Raw genomic sequence first — 21,927 nt, forward strand, 5'->3', positions numbered from 1 at the left:
CCGTATGTAATGTATACACTCTCTTTTCTTTTATCATGTTTAGCCGGTGTATTGGTTTATACAGGACTAAGTTCACAAGCAGAAAGAGTACAAACCCGAATCCGTTTCAGAAATAGCTTAATAAAAAACAAAGAGAAGCTCGTTTATAGTTCAAAAGAAACCAAAGCAGAGGAATGGCTTAAACTTGCTCAGTATCCTTTAGGTATTAATGGTTTGAAATACTATCTTGTCACTTTTGGATTCATCCTTTTCTTAACGATGTACTACGTAATTCTTCCGATTCTCATTAATGGGGGAGCACAAAAATTAACAATGGTAGCAGCTGTTATTATCTTATTACTTGCTCTTCTGGCTGCACCAAGCAACCCGTATTCTTTGTTTGTTTATTTGATGAAGAGAGTGATCGAATACCACCAAGCCAAAAAGCACGCGGAAGTTTTTATGTTATATGACTTACTGATTAATGAGATTGAAATGATGAACATCAGTAGGATCAATACCTATAATATATTACGAAATATTAAACCCTACTTCGTTGTTTTGGACAAGCCACTCACAAAACTTCTAACTTCCTGGAGTAACGATGAAGGACCAAAAGCAGCTTTAGAGCAGTTTGAAAAAGAGCTTAATTCAAAAGAATCCCAGGCGTTAATAGGTGTCATAAAAAGTTTAGATGACTTAGACAGAAAAACCGCTTTGGGACATTTACGCGGAATGCATAATATGTTTGTTCGTTCGCAAATTGAAAATTATAGAAGGAAGAGAAAAATCACTACTGATCTATTAGGAATTCCTATTAAGATAACTCATTTTTTGATAATCCTGAACTTCCTTGTGGTCATCGTAACAATGGTATCAGTTATATTGAAATCTTCCAGAATGTAATAATTCTACATTCCTTTAAGGAGGTGATGTCGATAAATACTTCACTAAGCACATTTATGAAAATTGCCATCACTGCAGTTGTAATTAGTGCCTTTATTTTTGGAGCCATGTTTACAGATATGGGCAGCATTTCAGATTCCATTGCTGATTACATAACAAATAGTGGATAGGGTGAAAACGTGTGAATAAATCATTAGCCACTTTTATGTTAATGGCATCTATCGTAATAATTATCACTGGACTTCTCTTTGGAGTAGCCTATGATTCTTTAAAGCAAAAAAATAATCATCATGAAGAAATGCTAAATACTGAGCATCAAATAAAATTTAAATAAATTATTTACTATTGGAGGAATTTAACCATGAATCAAACATTATCTACATTCTTAAAAATTGCAGTAACAGTAGTATCGATTAGTGCATTCCTATTTTTTATTGGGTACAACATGATCAGCTCAGAATCTACCGAATATCAAACCGAGATTACTGGTATTAGTAACAACCTGCCATCTGATGGTAAATAATTTCTAATGAGGGGGAGGCATCATGGCTTCCCCCTTACTAAGGAGGATTCTTAAATGTCAAAGACATTAGGAGAATGGATGACCCTTTTTATTGTCATTAATATTATGTTTGCTCCAATACTGGCTTACCTGGATAGCCTGCATAGAGAGGCAGTAGAAGTAGTTCTCACTGAAGGTGCAAAGAAAGCCTCGATAGAAGGCCGCTTCACTCCCGCTATTATTGACGAAATGAAAGATACTTTAGTAGATAGGTATAACTTTGATGAATCAAAAATAAAGGTAACAGCCACACAATCTTTAACACCCCGTAACCAATATATAGAAGCAAGTATCGAAGCCCCAAGAAGTTTTATTTTTATCCTAGATATTTTTAATCAAGGTCCAAGTACTTTTAAAAAGGAAACGAAAATTTTAAGTGAATATATTAATTAGGAGTTATTTGTATGGCCACTACACTTAGAACCATTCTATTTATTCTCTTATTCGCATTTATAACTCAAATCCAATTTAATCTCGATGCTGACAAAACAGCTACAAGGCAACTTAAAAACGCCCTAGAGTTAGCTGTTCATGATGCTGCCCTAGCTGTCAATCCTGAGCAGCTTGGAAATGGGAGAATTGTTTTTGACCAGGATAAGGCCATAGACAATCTTAAATCCAGCTTGGAAAAAAATTTAGATATTAAAAGTGGTTCCGGATTTGTTTATACACCAAATAAAAGTTCTTTTTATAAGAATGATATATTTCTTTTGCATCTTGAATTTATAGATGATAGTTATCCAAGGACCTATCCTTTTACTTACGTTAATGACCAATTTAAGATTATGGACACTGTTGATGGTCCTAGTGTCATAGCAGTTATTAGTACTGAAAGCCCCCGCTGGTTTGTCGGAGATTCGAGCTTTATAAGGCAGGCAGCGGTTTATGAATATAAAAAATAAATTATGACCCTTATTTAATTGACCCATAATACCCATATGTATTATGATTAAATTAATATATGGCTAACGGGAAAAACCCGAATGAATGATTGATCTTATTCAATCGTTTGTTCGGGTTTTTTTGTATTCATATCAAATCAATGTTTGAAAAGTCTTCCAAAATTTAATATAATAGTCTCAAATGTTAGCTTTTACTATTTTATTGCATCTCCTACTTTGGAGTTAGCGGATTCACAAAAAGAGCGGTTCTTTGGGACTTAAGAGTTACAGGGATAATAGTATTTATTTGCTATTGCCTAAAAACCTCTACCAAAGAGCCGTTTTTGTTTTGTGAAAAAAATATATAGGGGGAAGAACATGTTGAGACAAAAGAATGCAACCAAAAATGAGGAAAAATCCAGAGGAAGAAGGGGAAGACGAATGAAAAAATTTATGAAGACAACGTTAGCAACACTATTAGCTGCAAATATAGGAGGGATCTTTCAAAGTAATTCCGTAGAAGCAAGTTCAAAGGCCAGCTGCAGTATGACAATTCAATCGGATATTCATACAGAAAACAACTGGGCAAATGCAACAGGTCCCTGCAATGGGTTGGTTAACGGCTTTTATTCTGCAAGCGCTAATAACTTTCATGTTGTTGGCCACGTTACTACTGAAGTAACAAAAAGCGGTCAAAAGTTCACAATATCTATCTTCGAGGAGCCTTTTCAAGCGGAACTAACTGTAACAACTATCTTGAAGGCGAAACCGAAACCAGAGCCTAAGCCCGAGCCAAAACCAGAACCTAAACCAGAACCGAAGCCTCAGCCTCAGCCTGAGCCAAAACCACAACCAAAGCCAGAACCGAAACCTCAGCCTAAACCTGAGCCTAAGCCACAGCCTAAGCCAGAGTCAAAACCGACAACGAAGCCGGTGTCTAAACCTACAGAAACTCAAAGTCAAACAAATAAGACATCAACTTCATCTAATAGTAGCGGTGGAAGCAGTAAAAACACTTCAACAAATACCACAACAACATCAAAGGCAAAAGGCAATGAGGAAAATTCTAAATCAGTCACTGAAAAACAAGTAAAAGAGGTGGCGAGTGCATCAACTAAACCTTCTGGAGATAAAGAAAGCTCCAATGATGAAGCAGCAAAAGAAAAAGACGATAGCAAATCTGAAGATGAAAAGTCATCTGAAGATACTCTAAATCAAGATGAGGATAACGGTGGTGATGGAGAAGAAAAATCAATTCAAACAGAAGAAAAAATTAATAGTCAATCTGCTTTAAAAGATGTTTCCAGTGATAGCAACCAAAATTCTAGTAACAATAAAATTTGGGTTGGCTTTTCCTTATTAATCTTAATGGCGATTGGAGGAGTTATTTGGTTTTTCAAATTTAGAAAGGTGAGATAGATTTGAATCGTATCAAATTCAAATTAATAGCATTTCTATTCTTTTTTCTTGTAGGGGGAAGTATTTTCTTTTTCCCCTCTGCAAGTTCCGCTGAATATTCTCCTTTTGATGTTCCAAGTACAGTAAGAAGTGGTTGGAATAAAACACCTGGTGGCAAACATTACAAAGAGAATACCGGGAGAATGCTCATTTACGATGTATATTACAACAAATATATATCTGGCGGACAACGTATTGTTAACAAGAATTTTAACGGCACGGGAACACAACCTTATTTAGAATTCAGAGGCTGGTCAGTAATATTTGGACATAAACGGCACTTAAGTTCTAATAATGAAACCTACATCGCAGCTCAAAAAGTTGCTGGTAGTGGAGCCGGGGCAATAAAAATATTTAGAGCACAGCAACGAGGATTATACGCTACCGAAGATCTTGAGTACAATAACCAAGGATCTGGTATCTATAACGAATGTTCCGCTTCAACAACGAATACTCCAAACTATGATTGTAATATGCGTTATGAAAGTGTAGGATTTGATGCTTATTTACCTCTTAATGAATTATTCCCTGACGACAGTAAAGATGCTGTTTGGTCCCTCTATCTAATAAAAAAGGTAGACTCTCATATTGTCTATACACCTCTAATAGTTCCTTTTGATTTTTCAAATAGAGATTTTAAATATGGGAGCATTTCTTTATCTAGCGGACAAAACACCAATAAATTGACGATGAATACCGATGAAGTTTTAAGGCGTTCCAAACCACGTGAAGCAGCTGCAAGTGTACGGGATGAGTTAGGGTCTGATCGTTACTTTACAAACAATACGACTTATACTCGTGTTGATTCGGAGGAATCTCAAACAGCTGTATGGTATGGAGTAAGGAGCCCTAAAGATAGCAATAAAACCAAATGGGCTGCCACTTCTTATTGGCGCTTTTCAGGAGATCAGGCCAGAATATCATATATTACCGAAAACGATCCACCTGAACATATTGCCGATAGTATCACTAATCATCGTTATCGAGATGGCAGTAATCATTGGGTTCAACCTAATGATACGGTGACTGTAATGCTCCGCCAATACGATAAAGAATCAGGAAATAAAAATCAGTTCTTAAGAATGCTTGGAAGTGGGGTTGAGGTTCGAGCACGACATGATTTCTTTGATGCCACTAACCATAACTACCATTGGATCAAAAGTAATCATTTAGTAATTGAAGCAGTAAAAAGGACTGAAAATACCAAGTATGGAAAAGTCGAATGGAGTGTCACTCCTAAAACACATGGCCATACATATGACGTCCAGTACCATTACACTGATAATGTGGGAAATGCTGTAGGATATGATACTGGCTCAGGAAATACAGGTCTTAAATTAAGTGTTGATGGCGTCGCTCCGACTAATATAACAAACAGTCTTACAGGGGCAAGATATATTAACGGAAATGATTACTGGGTAAGAGAAAATGAATCAGTAACCATTACATTAAGACAGAGGGACCCTCATTCCGGAAACAAATACCAATATCTTAGATTATTAGGAAGTGGGGTTGAGGTTAGATCTCGCCATGATTTCGCCGCTGCTTCAGATTATAACAACCATTGGATTAAAAGTAACCACCTTGTTATCGATGAAGCTAATAGGACCGAAAATACTGATTATGGTACTGTGAAATGGAATGTTACCCCAAAAACACATGGACATAATTACGATATCCAATATCACTATTTTGATAATGTAAACAATGGTAGAGGATACGATAGCGGTGAAGGAGACACAGGTATGAATTTACGTGTTGATAGCGTTTCTCCTTCTCATATATCGCATAGCTTAACCGGTGCCAAATACGTTAACAATAATGTTTATTGGGTAAACTCTGATGATAAAGTCACAGTACAATTGAGGCAACATGACGGTGATTCTGGAAATAAGCGACAATATTTACGTTTGGCAGGCAACAATATCGATGTGCGTTCCAGCCACTATTTTAGTGAAAGTACTAATCACCAGGACTCGTTCTTTAAAAGTTCACACGCAGTTATTGAAGCGGCTAACAGACAAGAACAAACAGCTTATGGAAAAGTGAATTGGACAGTGGTACCCAAAACACACGGCCACCTTTATGATATCCAATATTATTATCAAGATAACGTCGACAATATTAGCAATGTTGTAATTGATGAAGCGGCTAAAGGTTATCAATCTACAAATATGAAACTTGGCGTTGATGATGCAGGACCAGTTATTCAATACCGAAATAATGAAGATACATCTGATTTTTCTAGTAGAGATTGGAGCAAGGAGAGCATTAAGGTTCGACTCAAATTTATCGATGCTCATTCTGGTTATAAAAGATCCCGATATGTCTGGACACAATCCTCTAGTACTCCAACTGAATCGCAATGGTCTTCCTGGTCAACCAACTCAAATTATGTAGTAACGAAATCAGGAAAAGGGCAATGGTACCTTCATGTACAATCTGAAGATAATGTTGGTAACGTGTCCACTACGTATAAAGGAGCTTATAAGTTCAATAACCCTCCAGTAGCTGGGTTTAATACAGATAAAACAACCTATTTTCGTGATGGAACCATTAAGGTTACTTCGACTGCCACTGACCCGGATGGAGACCCACTGACTTACCATTATGTGCTTGTAAAAGCAGATGGCACTAAGGTAACCAGTACTTCCGTTAATCCTTCTTTTACTGGATTGGATAAGCCTGGTACCTTTACGATTACTCAAACCGTAAAGGATCCTGAAGGGGCAACAGATAGCATTACAAAATCGGTAGAAGTCGTGAATAGACCGCCTACTGCAGGATTCAATACCGATAAAGCAAAATATTTTAACAATGAATCAATTAAAATTACATCTACTGCTTCTGATATTGATGGTGATAAATTAACATACATTTATGAGTTAACGAAGCCTGATGGCAGTAAAGTTACTTCTTCCGCTGCTAATCCTACGTTTAATGGTTTGCAATTAATTGGTGTTTATACCATAGTACAGACTGTTAAAGATACCTATAACGCTACAGACACCATCACTAAAACAATCGAAGTGGTTAACAGACCTTCAACAATTACGTTGACGTATGACCCAACTGATCCTTATGAAGGAGATACAATTAATGTTTGCGTAAGGGTTCATGATGCAGATGGTCATAAGATGGATGTTAAAATCTTTGTTACAGAAGAGGGGACATTTGAAAAGACAGTACTTACTAAAACAAAAGTAGTCTCCGATACCAAACATTGCTACAGCTTTGTTTCCAAACATAAGAAATATACATTCCGGGCAACCTCCGATGACGGATATGATGAGACTGAGGTTTCAACCTGGGTGAATGTAAAACCTCTAATTCTAAAAGGTTACGTCAAACACACCCCAGATTGGCAAAATAAACACCAGTCATTAGGTCACAAAGATAATCAGTTTTATAGCGGAGAAAAATTCTTGTTAGAAGCTGATGTTTCACCATATCCAGTCGAATATGTTAAAAGTACTTTAAAGGCATTACAGGCCAATTCTGTTTCAATTAACAAAACGGTCAGCCTTAAGAAGGGAACTTCAATTCTATACAAAGGAGAGTTGTATGACCCTGCTTTTATAGAATACCCAACAAATATAAAGCCAGGGCCGGCTATCTTTGAATTTGAAGTAAAATATACCAACGGTGTTATTAAAAAAGATAGTGTACCAATTGATATTCTTGCAGATTCTTATAAAGCATTTCAGCTTCATAGAAAGTATTAATCACTTTAGAAAAACTCCATCGCTACTTTTGTAGCTTTGGAGTTTTTTATTTTATACATAATTCCTATTTTCAAGTTTAGGCATTGGTTTAATAATTAGCGGTGGAAGAATTTCATCGTCCTTAACAATTGTAATGTTCTCGGAATCATTTATATTTTTAGAGTAATTTGCTCCCGTTGAGCAGCCGCCCATTAACAATCCGATAGTAACAGAGGAAATTACAAGCAATTTTTTACCCATGATGTCACTCCTTATTTGGTTAGGTTAGATATATTAAGAAATTCTCTAGAAAACGAAAAATATTTTGCAGCATTCTTATATTTTCCATTAGCATAATAGTGATCCCCCAGGAACAGGCAGTAATTAGATAAGGAAAAATACTTCTTATCTTTCTCTAAAGCTGGAACTACTTGAGAGAACATTATTTTCTGTAATTCTTCATATTTATCAAGTAATAATAGATTATAAAATTTAAATTCTAAATAAAACTGGGTTTTTAAGTCAGGGTATTTAACTAATAGTTCAAAGCCTTTTTGTACTAGCTGAAATGCCTCTTTTTTATTATCTTTTTTATGGAGTTCCCTAACTAATGAAAGGATAGTCTGAACATGAACATATGGGGTCAATTGATCTACCTTATTTAAAATAACGTAAAAAAGTTCAATTGCTTTATCTATCTCTCCAATTACACCATACAAATAGCCTAAATTATGCTGGATCGTTAAGAAAATATCTTTGTAATGTATCTGGGCAGCTAAGTCTAAAGCTGTTTTATACTGAGAAATTGCTTCTTCAATATTATTATTCCTTCGATGGGTAATTCCTAATAAAACATGACAGTCAACACATCTCTTTAGAAGGTATAGCTCCTGGTAAATCTCTAGTGCTGATTGACAATATTTTAAACAAATAGCGGTTTTTTTCAATCTTGCTGCAGCAAGTGAATAGGCATAATATAGGTCAGCTAGTTCTAAATTATTTAACGTAAACATCGATACTAGGCTCACTGATTTATCAAAAAAATAAAACGACTTCTCTGCCTTTTGGGTGTGGTAGTAATAATAACCTAAAGCTTTATAAAAGAAATATCTTAACTCAGATGAAAGCTGGGCTTCCTTGGAAAAAATAGATTGAATCCGTTGGGGGAGTTCTTTGAAATGCTTCATTTCCACAAAATAGAAGATAGAAATAACTTCGAATCTTAATTTTAACGCTTCAGAAAAGTCTTTATGTAAAAGTTCTTTATAGACTTTTTCAGCATTTTGAATGTCCTTATTTAACAAAAAATTATATAACTCTTGAATCTCTCTTTCTCCAAATTCATTGTTTAGAGGGTTATCTTCAATACCTAATCTTTTAATTAATAAATTTTTTATTTCTTCACTCGGATAAATGACTCCATTTTCAATCTTAGATAGATAAGAAATCGAACAAATCCCCTTAGCAAGTTCACTCTGGTTTATCCTTTTGATAGTTCGTACATACTTAATCTGCTGGCCAAACGTAAACTTCTCGAGCATTTTGCCCCCCCTTCCATATCATGCTCATATGTATATTTTACTACCATAAGTAATATATTGTAAGTTTTTCGTGGTGAAATTTGTCGCTCGACAGGTGTGTAATTTCAGATAAATTTGGTATATAAAACAATCATTAGTTCAATATATTGAACTAATATGAGAGGAGTTTCGATTTTTTTGGGGTTTTTTCTAGTTTTTTTTACAACTAATTGAAATATCTAAGAAAAAACTGTCATGAAGTAAACTTATTTCTATACTTGAGGTGTTAAAACATTTAGGTATATGGTTGGTGAATGAGGGTTTGTTAAAAGATTCGAAGTTAATTATTAGAGATACATATAAAATTTACGTTAATTTGCACTATGTACACATTAAAATTTTACGAAAGAAAATATTTACTATAAATTAGGACAAATGTATTATTAATTAGCAATTCAAATTAACATTTTATGTCTTTAGCGAACGTGGGTTCGCTATCAAGAAAAGGGATTTTTTAGTATACTTTATTAAACCAAAGTATCTGAAGTTTTATGAAACCTTATATTCATAGGGGGAATAAACAGCTTAATATAAAGTAGAGTATCATCAGGTTTATCCTACTGATCGTTTAAAATCAGATAATCATAGGAAATGTATCAGTGATTTGAACTGTTTTTAAATTTGTACTCTAATTTATTGTGAAAAAATACAATTAATACTTCATTCATCTTGTAAATTAAAACTAAGAAAATCAATAGTTAAAGGGATGATAAAAATGAATCAAGAAGTCATTTTAAATGTACTGTTTTATATAAAGAGAACTATTTTTAGAAATGAAGAAAATAATAATCTTATTGAACTTATTTATATAACAAAAGAGGAAAAGGAAATAAAGAACGGTATTTCTCTTACTACTCCTGAAGTTATGACATCTTATATTAATGAATTTAACCAACAAAATGTAACAGGGTTAAAGTTGTCTTACGAGGAAGGGGTAGAACAACAAGTTTACATTAAGCAAGAAGATGCAGAGTACTTATTAGAAATTGCAGCAGATGAACAAAAGTTTGTTGAGGCTTGCCATAACATTTTAAAAGCTTGAATTAAGATGGTGAGAAATGGTAAAATCAAACTATAGTTTTTATTGATTTTGTCATTTTATTGCAACCATATTTAGGTTAGCAGGTCCTTATATAAAACATATGCGTCCTTTGGGATGATCTAGAAAACACTATTTTTGTGTTTATTTTAGAACATTCTAAAGGGCGTTTTTTTGTGTTTTAGAGGGGGCCCATTAGAATCATTAAAACTATAAAGTAAAAACTTTATAGAAGGGTTGTGTTGTTAATGTTTAAAACAAAGGCTAATTTTTTCTGGCGAAATAGAGGAGATTGTTATGTTTAAGTTAACATGCTTTGCTCCGATTGAGCCTGAACAGTTAGGAAAAGCTTTAAAGGGTATCCACTTCAAACAGGTGAGAAATGGATTTGAATGGGCTATTGATGGTTCAACTTTTCGTATTGAGCCATTTGAAAACCAGCCTAGAACTTCGCTAAAAGGATATCGAATTACATTTAATTGTGATTTATCTGGAGGTTTGTATTTATTTGACTTATCTTTAGGATGCCTCGGTGCATATGTAACAGGGATTGAATTTATTCTTGAACATCCTTCAATGTTCCATGCTAATTGGATGAAAGAAATGCGGAAAAGGCCATCCTTTAATATGATAGATCCAAGAGGGCTATTTTTCAAAGATGGAATTAACATTGTTCTAGTAAATGACTCAGTGACAATTAAAATTCATAGCAGAAAAAATAAAAAACTAATATTGGCGGATTGTATAAAACAGATTGATCTTATTCGGGAAGAACTGCAGCCGAATGATTTCAATCTGTTTTCGTTTCAAAGGGAGGATATCGCATAATGGTTGAGTTTTACACTAAAGATGCAACGCAGTTTATTGTTACTTCTGAAAAGATCTATAGAAATGGTGAAGTCGTAATTCAGGGCAATATTCATATTCATCATCTCATATTAAATGAGCCAGCGTGGATTGATGTTCAGCAAGGAGATAATAAACCACCCATTTTTCTTAAACTTGATAAAGTATCTGCTGTATTACCTAGCCAGGAATTCTTTAACGGGGTTAGGTGCCATCGGAATGCTTACCAGGTTTCCTTTTATGTTCATAAAACAGAGGGTTGGGTCATGAAAAAGGAAGTATTATCAGCTGTTAATGATATGCATGTTCGCCAAATTTTAAAGGCTAAACATGGTAGAGATATTCGTTCAGTTTCTTCTGAGCTTTTACAATCTAAAACTGAACTTTCAATTACTAATTAACCTGGAGGGGATTAAAAATGGAATCAATTATTTTTAGAGTTTTACTAAGCGGCCATAAGTTTGCTAAGGATGTAATTGTGAACGAGGATAATCTGTGTAGCTTTCTTCATACAGTACGAAATTGTCCATTAGTTGTAGTTATGGGACCTGAAAATACTATATCTCTACGCATAGAACATGGAAACATTATTGGAGATGAAAAGATCAAAAACCAACTGCAGGAGATTGAACATGCAGAACAAGCGGGAAACTGGAGACCTTTATCTCTGTATCAGATCTCTTACTATTGTATACTTCATGAAACCGTTTACTTATATGCAGCAAACGGGGACCAGGCTAAGAAAGATTTCTTAACTTGGTCAATTTTTGAACCAGAGGTCATTGTTTTAGTGGCTTAATCTTAGAACTCCATACTCCCTTTCTAGTGGGGAACTTATTCTCAGGTTCCCAATACTAGATTAGGGAACCTAATGGAGTGAAAGAAATGAGTAGAATACCAGCTGCAACATTAATGGAAAAGTTCATTGAGGATGGACACTACCCGGAGTTAAAAAAAAACTGAGGGGACGTTAAAAACCCTTACTAATTCCATTAAAACAGCTTTAGAATCTTCAGATTCCAAGCGACATGTATTTGAAAAATGGAATCTGGTAGGAAGGTTTACTGCAAAAAAGATTTATAACGTGGATTACATAGGCCTAAATGAATATCTGTATGATGTTGGTTTATTGCTTCAAGTAGCTGAAATCGACAACAAAGCGATAAAAACCAATGAATTGTATCTTTATATGATTCAAGATTTTCGTTTACCAGAAACATTCTATGTTAAGCCAAACTTCAATAAAGCAGGCAAAGAACTGATAAAAAGTGATTTCGAAATTCCGGATCATTGGAGCATTAACGAAGCAGCGCAGCATATAGGACAGCTGAAACCGAGAGCGAAGGAATTGGCACATCAATATGAGGTGCTAAAATCAAAATTGCTCCATTTAATAGAAAAGGACCAGCAAAAATCCATAAAGCAACCCATTCCTCATAAGTATGGCAGTCTTTCATGGGTAGCAAACCAACCTAAATACGACATATCTGCAATTTATGATTATTTAGGCGAGTGGCTGCTAATTGAATATGGTAAGCCAAACTCTAAGCTATTAGAACATTATATTTTGAATGGGATGCTTTCTGAAAGAGGTATCGAACCTTTTAAAACTGTTAAGGATATTCGGCTGGATTTTTCCGTAATGACCTTAGAAGATGAAGAAAAGTTCCTAACTATGATGGACATAAAAAAGCAAATATCAGCGACCAATAAAGTCGGTGCATAGGTAAAAATTATTTCTTATGAGGTTTTCTTCATATAATCTTAAAACTAACGGAGGGAAAAGGATGGTTTATAATAAAACAGCTTTTATTGCAACTCTACCAACCCAGATACAAGAGGATATATTTAAATGTTTGGAGTCTACAGGTATTTGTACGGAAGATATTCAAAATGCCATGGATTCTAGACTATGTGACTTAGAAGAATTAATAAATGTTAAGAGGTATTGGACAAGTAGATGTATTTAAAATGATGGGAATCATGAACAGAATAATAAATATTTTATAGGGGGTGAAAATCCTCTGCTAAACTAGTATTAGCAGGGGGTTTCCCCCTTTTACTGTTTAGCAGAGGATTGTTTATGACAATTAATGTGTTAAAAAAACAATCTGATGATAACTTTATGGAATGGATACTTGATCCAGAATCTAAGCTAAAACAATTCCAAGACATAAAAACACTTATGAAAAATGAATATCTTAATGACCCTTTTGATTGGGTGGTTGCATTCTCCTCCGGAAAAGATTCGACTTTAGTTTTAAAACTTCTTTGGGAAATGTTATCTGAATTGACTCAAGATCAACGACACAAGAAGGTACATGTCATTTCATCTGATACTACTGTTGAAACAAACAAGTTAACATCTTTTCTTCATAAATCACTTGAAATGATAGCTGTTAATGGCGCGGAATTTGGTATCGAAGTCCATTTGGTGAAGCCTCGTCTCATCCAGCGGTATTTCAGGCACGTAATAGGTTTGGGAGTAATTCCACCCGCTCCTGGTAAAGGTTTTCAATGGTGTACTGATCGATTAAAAATAGCTCCTCTAAACTCAAAAATGACTGAGATTCTAAAGCAACAGCCAGTAATTATACCAGAACCCGAGTATAACCATAGATTAACTCTACTCCTGGGTGTTCGTTTAGATGAGAGCATTAAAAGGGCGGCCAGTATCAAGAGACATACCTCAAATGATTTCTTTGGGGAGCATGATTATATACCCAATGCGAGAGTATTCCATGATGTGAAAGATATTAGCACGGATGATACCTGGAATTTTCTTAGGTATAAAAGTAAAGAACTACCATGGGGAATGCCTGTTGAAAAATTGGAAGCAATGTATGGGGGCTCCAATATTAAAGAGTGTCCAGTGATCCGCAGCAAAAAAGAATTGAACAAATCATGTGGAAATACACGCACGGGTTGCTGGGTCTGCCTATTAGGTGGCCGAAAAGATAAAATGTTACAGGAATTAATCGATGGTGGAGATGAATCCGTTACTTATTTGGCAGATTGGAAAGAATTTCTTTTCGATGTAACGTTCGATTGTAGATACAAGGATCCCATAAAAGGAATTAAGGAGATTGAAAAAAGAGTTCAAAAGAATTCAAATAAGGGATTCTTAGATAATCCTGCCGTGTGGCATGAAGATGAGTTTAATCGTTATATCGACGATTATAAAGCATATGAGCGAGCTACAAAAGGAAATGAAAAAGGAGAGTATGAACCTGGTAAATTCTCTTTTGAAATGCGCCGTATGTTGCTCGAAAAGTTATTTTATGCTCAGGAAATGGCCGGCTACACACTGATATCCGATGAAGAAGTACTTTTGATTATTCAGGAGTGGTCCAATGAAGGTTATAGTGTGGCCCTGGAAGAACTTAAGCCGATAAACCACCATTATGATGGGGCAGTAGTGCTAAAAAGAGACTGGACCATAAATGAAAAGGAAACGACCAATAAAAACCCTATTTTCTTTGTGGATGTCCCATTAAATATGCCCGCTAGTGAATTAACGGTATATCATAAGGAACGCCAACGTTTAACAGGTGAAAGCATTTTTTGTTTTTACAGTCATGCTGATTATAGCCATGCTAAGATGGTTTATAACACAGCTACTTTCTTGGTTTGTAAAAAGGACATTTTAACCCTAGAGGAAGCTACGTCATATGTTTATAAATGGCTTTATCTAGAAGGTCATAATACAACCGGCATTGATGGCAAGCCCTTTACGAAAATGACAGAAGAAGCTAGGAATGCTGCTTTAAATCACCTAATGATTGATACTCTTGGAGTAGTAGTTAAAAGCGTGGATGAAAGGATAGGGTCTTTGAAAAATCAATCTGTAAACCTTAAGACTCTATCGGATGAGGAAATAGCTAAATTATCAAGAAGATGGTCCTTGCTTCAAAAGTGGATAAGAATAGAAAAAGAAAATCACATTGAACAAAATGAGAAAATAAATAATAAATTAACTGTAAACAATAAAAAAGTAGAGTATGACTATAATAGTGTTGACCTTACAAAAGATGGTCAACTTGTATTTACATTTTAAAACGAGGACTTTGTCTTCGTTTTTTTTTGAGGGAAAACCTTTTGCTGTGCACAGATAATAATGTCGCTTAATTTATAATATAGTCATTCAAAAAATAATAAGTTGTTTAATAATCCTTATTCCACAAACGGGGCAGGTTTGCTCAATAAGGTATTTTAGTTAGATTAGTAAAATGTTACAATAGTTAAAAGCGTTAAAAAACTAGCTTCTTCCCATTTAAAAAGGTTTATTGTCCTCGTTGCCTCACCGAAGTACAGCAAGCACATAACAATTTCCCTGGAATAGAAAGTATTAAAATAGCGATTGAACAACAGGGAGAAAACCCTAGCTAATGCTAAAATTAAATTTTAGGGGTGATTCCTTTGTTTAGTTTTAAAACTTTTAAAGATAAGCGTTATTGAATTCTTTTGGTGCCTTTCTTAATAATCTTAATATATTTCGTTGTTTTTGCATCAACATCAGATTTTTTCCTTGAACATACTTCAATTTTCTCTTTGTTCTCAATTTTATATGTACTCTTGTTTTGGATCACATATCATTTGTGGAAGTATTTTGGTGATAAAAAGAAGAAAAAAAACATTAATTAAATATTGTATAAAAACGTTCAGAAGTCTGAGCGTTTTTTTAAAATTCAGGTGTTGAGTGATGTTTAATAAGTCTGGGGAAAAGAATTACTCATATTCTCTTATTCATACAGAATTGAACGCTGTTCACGAGGGTGATGATATTACTGTAATCATAGAATGTAATAAACAAGGTGAACAGATATTTATAGCTACTATGAGATAGAAAAAAAACCAATGGGATTGGAAGCAAACTTGAGGAGCATAAAAAAGGTGTGAAGTTGAGTTTGTGAAGCATTGCACTTAACTATAGGGTGCTTTTCTCCAATATAAAGAGCGGATAAACCAGCTCTTTCTTATGTCGTAGAATAAAAATCTTCGATTGCTTAATTTCCTTTCGTATGTAATTAAATATAATTCAGAGATAAACATTATGATAAAATACACTTAAATGTGTTTAAAGTTATTATAAGGGGTACAAGAATGAAAAACTATTTAACCTTGCTTTTTGCGGTTATCTTTATGGTTGGATGTACGAACACAGAAGATGTATCTGTTACAGAAGAAAAAACAGATTCGCAAGTAACCACAGTTCATACAACTGAAAATATCAATCAAGCGGAAATTGAGAAAGAAGAAACTACTACAATTGTTGATGAACCAGTAGAAAAGGAAGCACCAGCCCAACAAAATAATGAACTGTTTCCAGGATACAAATTGATTGAAGTTGATGGTGGAGATTTATCTGGATATCGTCAATCTAACATAGTTGTTGATATTGGCTTTGGAGATCGTAAATATTGGGCGTTTACAAATGAACACGGACAACTAGTGCGTGTCATTGCCGATGAAATTATTCTACAAGATGACAGTACAGAACCTGTATTATCGTCTGGCAGATACTACTCTGATGAGGCAAAAGTTCCAGGTGTTGAAAGAGACGATATGGACGAAGGACACATTATCGCAGATTCTATGGGTGGGGTATCGAATGCTTACAATATTACTCCACAAGAAAGCACACTCAACCGTCACGGTGACCAAGCTTATATGGAAGACGCAATCCGTAAAGCGGGTGGAGCTACAGACTTTGAAGCATTAATAACATATCCTAATACAGATACGCAGATTCCTTCACATTATCAGTATACCTATACTTTAAAAGGGAATAAGATTGTTGATAAATTCGACAATGTCAACCCTGATAAAGTAAACGAATCGCTTGGTTTAACAGGTAGCAAACCTTCAAATTCAATTAGCTCAAACAAAAAAGGTGATATTTCTAGTGTCGATACAAATGGCAACGGCCAGGTAACTATTCAAGAAGCAAAAGATGCAGGTTACAGTATGCCAATAATGAGCGATCATTGGTTATACCCGTATATGCGAGATAATGACAATGATGGTATGGTTGGAGAGTAAGCATCTAAACTTTGTGGAAAATATATGAAAGAAGGACCATTTTCTCCAACTGAAGAACAAGGCCAAACTCTTCTATGAGTTCGGCCTTTTCAAAATGGTAAGTCATCTTTTATTATTGGTCTAATTTGCTTTACGTCTTCTGTAATATCCTTATTTTCATTCCATGTCACTTTTTCAATTACAGTTTGTCTAAAGCCACTTTCCCTTATTTGAGACTGTATCCATTCATATGCTGTTACTGCCACAGTAAAAGTAGGGTTTTTCTTAAACTCACAATCAAGGACATGAAAAGTACCTCTTCTTAACCCCCTGTTACCTTCAATGTTCAATATTGTTTCAATAACAATTTCCAACGTTTAATTAAGCTTTTGCTTCAGCCAATTCAACATTTTCTCATCGTTTTTCTTATTCTGTCTTTTATTTTCCCTTTTTATATAGCGCGATAGGGTAGTGTGAGCAATGCCTATTTCCTCAGCTGCTTGCCGGATGCTAATATTTAAAAACTCCAATGCTTCCTTCATTTTTTCTGGAGTTAAAGCAATCGGCTCTTGTGAGTCTTTTGCACTTTGTATAGCCATGGAATGTCCGCTTGGTACTAATTCAATATCTGCTGCACTTTGCGCTATGGATGTTTCAATTAATCTTTTGTTAGTCACTGGTTGCGAAGAAAGAATCTTTCTGTTTTCCTTTACAATATAATCAGCCGGCAAAATATGTACATTTAACTTACTCCAGTATTCTTTAACCCAGTTTCGTTTTCCTACCATTTCTTCGTCTAATTCATCTAAATACATCCATTTTTTTATAACACCATCAGCCTGGAGATCATCCAAAGTGTTTTCAAATTTATCCCTCAGTGCAACTCCAGTATAACGGGAGGAGAAGTCCATTTCTTTTAAAAGAGTTCCTACCTTAAATGGCTGCCCAAGCGTGTTCCTAACCGTTCTGATCCTCCATTGGAGGTTTAAATACCTTGTCAGCCGTTTATGAGCTCTTTGGCTGGTATGGCTGTATTTAAAGACCTTTAAATCTAATATACCAAGTGTCTTTTTAGGACCTTCCAGATAAGGAGTTAGAATAGAAGTAGGGCGCACCTGGACAGCATATATTCCTTTAGCTTCTCCTGTGTTCTTATCATAGGCTATACGTATTTTTCCTATTTCAAACATCTTCTGGAAATCCTTAAATTTATACAGCTCGCTATCTTGAAGGCCTTCCGTATTTACAATCTTAATAGTCTGATCGCCTAAGGATACCCAAATACTTGAGAGTGCCGCTACTCTTCTCATAATGTTAAAACGGTCTTCTTCCCGGTAATCAAATTCTTTACCAGCAAAACTTCTCTTTTTAATATTTCTTAGTCGCAAAGCATCATTACTATGAAACTCTATGTATCCATCACTCGACTTTGGCTGTGTAAGCCATAAATATGATATCAAATCAAATAAATCCGCGGTCAAGTCATCTAACGAGTTAAGCGTTTCACCCAAGGTTTCTAGCCATACTTGCTGCTCTATCGTTAATTCAGTTTGTAATTCATGGGGCCGCAGCTCAGCAACCCCTTTAACGTTACCTCGATTGTCTATAATTTCAGTCGCTAGATAACCTGCTTCGCCTTCTTTGAAATCATTCTTCTTCGTAACCATATCTCTCATTAGATGAAAATCCATATTCGTGCTGGAAAGGATATAGTCCTTCTCTAGCGCTTCTTCAATTTTATTGTCGTTAAAACTATATTTCACTTCGACTTCAGGAAACTCCTGGTGCAGATGACCTGTTATAAATGCTTTTATCGTGTCACCAGATGAGGAGACAACATCTTTGATCATTTCCTTAGTAATTGGTTTCTGGTGAAAAAATGCTTCTGTAAAAAGGGAGATTAACACTCCAAAAGAACGCATATCATCTGTGGGCTTTTGATTTAATATTTCTTCTTTTGTCATTTGATACGCTAAGCTGCTCCACTTTGACAAAACATGAGGGCGATCCATAAAGAGTGATTTAACTTCCTCAAAAAGAACAATTTTCAGAGCTTCATAATTTAGGATTAAATGTTCTGGTATGTCTTCATATTTCATTTTTCTAACCTCCTTAGAAAAAGGGGTGAATTTGTCCTCTTAATAATATCAAAATGCACCAAATAAAAATTAAAAAATCGAGAAATGCACCATTTTACCCGACATGCCTAATCAAAATGCACCACTTATCAAAAGAAATGCACCACTTTTGATATAACTAACTTATATAAACCTTTCTAAATCAAGGGTTTAATAGATATTATATCTCTTTTTCTCTGCGGAGGTTGTAGGGGTTAACAGCCGGCTATTTGAATTTATAGCGGAACCCGTATAGAAATAAAAATAAAACGCACCACTAAAAATGCACCATTTGATGGGCATCTAGCGGAACCTGTATGGATTAAAAACCTTGATTTTAAAAGAAAGTTGGTAATTAATTTAAAAAAATCCAAATGAAAGTTCAAATACTGAAAATCAATTACTGCGACTGCTGCATAACTTAAAATGCACCAATTCAAAGATATTATAGCGGAACCCGTATAAATATAATCCTTTACATTATAGATAAATCTACAATTATCAATGGTTTATTAATAAATCTTCATTTATTTTAAATGGTGCATTTTATATCTATTGGTGCATAATCTAGCGGTAATCGTATAAGAAAAAAATAATAACTTTTTCCAAAAGCTTATTATACCAATGTTTAATCCACTTTTATTTGTGGTGCATTTTCTCTAGAGAGGAACATTTTCCAAATTTCGATTGAGTTATACTTATTTCAACAATAAGAGATTAATAGAAATGTCTTTAGAAAAGCTATTTTTTCATGTCTTTAGAACAATATGCATTCAGGAAAAAAGATCTCTAGTACCTGGTCTTTATTTAGCTTTCTGAGAATAAAAACATAAATTAGAAAGGAGGAGCTTGAGCATGAAAAGAGTGAAGATTGATGGTTTCAGAATGCACCAATCTATACTAAAAGAATTTCATATGTTGAGAGACCAGACGTTTGAACGGCCCCCAGCATCCGCTTATGTTGTCTACCTAACTATGCTCAAGCAGCTGGACATGGAGAAAAACCAAAGAGGTATTCTCAAAGAGTTCAACCTTTCTTACTGGGCCAAAAAACTCCAGATTCCTTATTCTTCTTTGTATTCAGGGAAATTATATTTAGAGAAATATCACTTTGTTAAAGAGGAGATTCAAAATGGAATCTCTGTCTTAGTGTTAAAAGATATTGAAAAATGCAATAACCCGGGAGTGGAAGAAGGTAAGCTAAATTACCTTCTAATTCCTCATTCTCTTTTTGAAACAAATATACTCGCAGAATTGGTTAGGACAGCAAACCCCGAAGCAATTGAGTTAATGCTGTCTTTATTTAACCAGTTCCGTACTGCTATGTCTAAAAGAGAAGACATTGACTTGAAAATGCTTAAACAATCTCGTAACATGTCAACTTTAAAGAAGCAATTAAATAAAACTGCGAAAAAGGTTAGAGAAATTTTAGCTTTGCTGGAACCCTTATTTGATATTAAATTTGAGGGCTTACAGTTCCGTGGCAATCAGATTTGGGTTAAAAAGGTATGGATTACATTAAAAGAGGATTGTGTTAAAGAACAAAGCAGCGATGAATTTAAAGTTGATCATCTCATCGCAATGCTTTCCCATGAATTAATATATTTTCTCGATGGCCATAAGATAAAATACAAGCCCCGGGACCAGCTTGACATCATGCTTTCTTTTAAGCAGGAGGTATATGATAAGATAAAATATATTAATAATAATGAATCCTTCAATCTTGAAAAGTCGATTAAGCGATACTTTCTTAGCTGTATAGATAGTATTGGTTCCTACATAACTGAACAAAGTGTACTTAAATCAACGTTTAGAATTCATTCCCTGGGAGCCTTTTTCAGGAAAGCGTTCCGAAAAGATTTATTAACTTTACTAAAGAAGATCCCATATGAATTACTTCACGATGCTAAAGTTGAACAATATCAATTGACTGGGGAAATACCGGAATTTGCAAAATTTGATATCTAGAGAGCCTTGTAAAAAATTATAATTGCTACAAGGCTTTTCGTGTTTCAATAATCTTCTTGATTCATAAAATCTGCCAAAAAAAGAGGTATCTATTATGGAACCTCTTTTTTTATTTCAAACTTTATATCGAATATTTACCTGTGGAATACTTATTAATTTTATAAATATCCTGTGTATATGTATACAATTGATTTAGCAATTTGTTGAATTGTTAATCTATTTAATTCACAATTGTTAAGTTCTTAGTTATTTGAATGATTTTGTCTTTGGAGACTTAATAAATCCTTGGGGGAGAAGGGGAAAGAGGATAAACTCTTAAAGAGGTTATTTAATATGTATCCTTAATATTTTTGTCTTTCTTATTATATATATGTTTCTTTTATCAAATATGAGCTTTTATCATCAAAATATCTGAATTTTAAAGATAGTAATCTCTAAATAACAATTGGTATAATTAACCTATTAAATAAAGGAGGATATCATGACTATTCATAAGGATCCTATAGATTATATTGATATACCTGCACCTCAACATAGTCCAGGTGCATATTACAGAGTCGTATACGGTGATGTAGATTGGAACCAAGATGGGAAGTTCAGAAGAGCTATATATTTTTTAATGGGGTATGAAACTGGAATTAATTATAGAAGGGTAGCGCATATTTTGACTACTTCTAATGAACCCAATGGTTTGAGTGACTTAGATTTAGTCCAAGCTGCCATACAAAAATTAAAAGAAAAACATTGTTCGAGTGATCAGTATACCAACAATATTATGGATGTATATTAAATCGAGTAGGAGGGGGTGACTAACCCCCGACCTCTCACACCACCGTACGTACCGTTCGGTATACGGCGGTTCATTT

21 protein-coding genes are annotated in these 21,927 nt (G+C 34.5%); 17 read left to right on the top strand and 4 right to left on the bottom strand.

Annotated elements, in window-relative coordinates:
* The first annotated feature begins 51 nt into the window (after positions 1-51).
* The 8 genes from AC3WTL_RS23605 to AC3WTL_RS23640 all read left to right on the top strand — a co-directional run bounded on the left by AC3WTL_RS23605 (position 52) and on the right by AC3WTL_RS23640 (position 7,511).
* On the top strand, positions 52-885 hold the full coding sequence (locus AC3WTL_RS23605) for a hypothetical protein (RefSeq protein WP_492370133.1): 834 nt from the start codon (positions 52-54) through the stop codon (positions 883-885).
* A gap of 26 nt (positions 886-911) precedes the next feature.
* Positions 912-1,055, top strand: a complete 144-nt coding sequence (locus AC3WTL_RS23610) for a hypothetical protein (protein ID WP_157380284.1) — start codon at positions 912-914, stop codon at positions 1,053-1,055.
* Positions 1,056-1,066: 11 nt separating this feature from the next.
* Complete coding sequence (locus AC3WTL_RS23615; RefSeq protein ID WP_492370134.1) at positions 1,067-1,219, top strand: hypothetical protein; 153 nt, start codon at positions 1,067-1,069, stop codon at positions 1,217-1,219.
* Between the two features lie 27 nt (positions 1,220-1,246).
* Complete coding sequence (locus AC3WTL_RS23620; RefSeq protein WP_251174918.1) at positions 1,247-1,408, top strand: hypothetical protein; 162 nt, start codon at positions 1,247-1,249, stop codon at positions 1,406-1,408.
* A gap of 54 nt (positions 1,409-1,462) precedes the next feature.
* Positions 1,463-1,840 (top strand): hypothetical protein, encoded by a 378-nt coding sequence (locus tag AC3WTL_RS23625; RefSeq protein WP_251168841.1) that lies wholly within the window; start codon positions 1,463-1,465, stop codon positions 1,838-1,840.
* A gap of 11 nt (positions 1,841-1,851) precedes the next feature.
* The gene (locus tag AC3WTL_RS23630; protein ID WP_492370135.1) at positions 1,852-2,349 is read left to right on the top strand and encodes a peptidase M23; all 498 of its coding nucleotides are present in this window, start codon (positions 1,852-1,854) and stop codon (positions 2,347-2,349) included.
* Positions 2,350-2,706: 357 nt separating this feature from the next.
* Entirely contained in the window at positions 2,707-3,747 is a 1,041-nt protein-coding gene (locus tag AC3WTL_RS23635; protein ID WP_492370136.1) for a hypothetical protein, read from the top strand.
* A 2-nt stretch (positions 3,748-3,749) separates the two neighbouring features.
* Positions 3,750-7,511: an Ig-like domain-containing protein gene (locus tag AC3WTL_RS23640; RefSeq protein WP_492370137.1), complete on the top strand. Its 3,762-nt coding sequence runs from the start codon at positions 3,750-3,752 to the stop codon at positions 7,509-7,511.
* A 51-nt stretch (positions 7,512-7,562) separates the two neighbouring features.
* Here the strand turns inward: AC3WTL_RS23640 and AC3WTL_RS23645 are convergent, their stop codons facing one another.
* Positions 7,563-7,751 (bottom strand): hypothetical protein, encoded by a 189-nt coding sequence (locus AC3WTL_RS23645; protein WP_492370138.1) that lies wholly within the window; start codon positions 7,749-7,751, stop codon positions 7,563-7,565.
* Between the two features lie 11 nt (positions 7,752-7,762).
* Complete coding sequence (locus AC3WTL_RS23650) at positions 7,763-9,031, bottom strand: helix-turn-helix domain-containing protein (protein ID WP_492370139.1); 1,269 nt, start codon at positions 9,029-9,031, stop codon at positions 7,763-7,765.
* A 754-nt stretch (positions 9,032-9,785) separates the two neighbouring features.
* Between AC3WTL_RS23650 and AC3WTL_RS23655 the strand changes: the two genes are divergently transcribed.
* The 7 genes from AC3WTL_RS23655 to AC3WTL_RS23685 all read left to right on the top strand — a co-directional run bounded on the left by AC3WTL_RS23655 (position 9,786) and on the right by AC3WTL_RS23685 (position 16,997).
* Positions 9,786-10,112, top strand: a complete 327-nt coding sequence (locus AC3WTL_RS23655; RefSeq protein ID WP_492370140.1) for a hypothetical protein — start codon at positions 9,786-9,788, stop codon at positions 10,110-10,112.
* A 294-nt stretch (positions 10,113-10,406) separates the two neighbouring features.
* Complete coding sequence (locus tag AC3WTL_RS23660) at positions 10,407-10,937, top strand: hypothetical protein (RefSeq protein ID WP_492370141.1); 531 nt, start codon at positions 10,407-10,409, stop codon at positions 10,935-10,937.
* Positions 10,937-11,356: a hypothetical protein gene (locus tag AC3WTL_RS23665; RefSeq protein ID WP_341003632.1), complete on the top strand. Its 420-nt coding sequence runs from the start codon at positions 10,937-10,939 to the stop codon at positions 11,354-11,356. Before AC3WTL_RS23660 ends, AC3WTL_RS23665 begins: the two co-directional genes overlap by 1 nt.
* Positions 11,357-11,373: 17 nt before the next feature.
* Positions 11,374-11,754, top strand: coding sequence for a hypothetical protein (locus AC3WTL_RS23670; RefSeq protein WP_492370142.1), 381 nt, complete (start codon positions 11,374-11,376; stop codon positions 11,752-11,754).
* Between the two features lie 285 nt (positions 11,755-12,039).
* Positions 12,040-12,681, top strand: coding sequence for a hypothetical protein (locus AC3WTL_RS23675; protein ID WP_492370143.1), 642 nt, complete (start codon positions 12,040-12,042; stop codon positions 12,679-12,681).
* Between the two features lie 357 nt (positions 12,682-13,038).
* Positions 13,039-15,012: an adenine nucleotide alpha hydrolase family protein gene (locus AC3WTL_RS23680; protein ID WP_492370144.1), complete on the top strand. Its 1,974-nt coding sequence runs from the start codon at positions 13,039-13,041 to the stop codon at positions 15,010-15,012.
* Positions 15,013-16,058: 1,046 nt separating this feature from the next.
* Positions 16,059-16,997 carry a DNA/RNA non-specific endonuclease gene (locus AC3WTL_RS23685; protein ID WP_009336166.1) on the top strand — a complete coding sequence of 313 codons (939 nt, stop codon included), beginning with the start codon at positions 16,059-16,061 and terminating at the stop codon, positions 16,995-16,997.
* Positions 16,998-17,086: 89 nt separating this feature from the next.
* Here the strand turns inward: AC3WTL_RS23685 and AC3WTL_RS23690 are convergent, their stop codons facing one another.
* Together AC3WTL_RS23690 and AC3WTL_RS23695 are read right to left on the bottom strand one after the other, a co-directional pair.
* The gene (locus AC3WTL_RS23690; protein ID WP_034297906.1) at positions 17,087-17,350 is read right to left on the bottom strand and encodes a hypothetical protein; all 264 of its coding nucleotides are present in this window, start codon (positions 17,348-17,350) and stop codon (positions 17,087-17,089) included.
* 3 nt (positions 17,351-17,353) lie between these two features.
* Positions 17,354-19,075 carry a helix-turn-helix domain-containing protein gene (locus AC3WTL_RS23695; protein ID WP_009336170.1) on the bottom strand — a complete coding sequence of 574 codons (1,722 nt, stop codon included), beginning with the start codon at positions 19,073-19,075 and terminating at the stop codon, positions 17,354-17,356.
* An 873-nt stretch (positions 19,076-19,948) separates the two neighbouring features.
* Between AC3WTL_RS23695 and AC3WTL_RS23700 the strand changes: the two genes are divergently transcribed.
* Complete coding sequence (locus AC3WTL_RS23700) at positions 19,949-21,061, top strand: hypothetical protein (RefSeq protein WP_009336172.1); 1,113 nt, start codon at positions 19,949-19,951, stop codon at positions 21,059-21,061.
* 481 nt (positions 21,062-21,542) lie between these two features.
* On the top strand, positions 21,543-21,851 hold the full coding sequence (locus AC3WTL_RS23705; RefSeq protein ID WP_034297908.1) for a hypothetical protein: 309 nt from the start codon (positions 21,543-21,545) through the stop codon (positions 21,849-21,851).
* Positions 21,852-21,927 lie beyond the last annotated feature (76 nt).

It is taken from the genome of Cytobacillus sp. EB106-05-05-XG126, assembly GCF_058791715.1.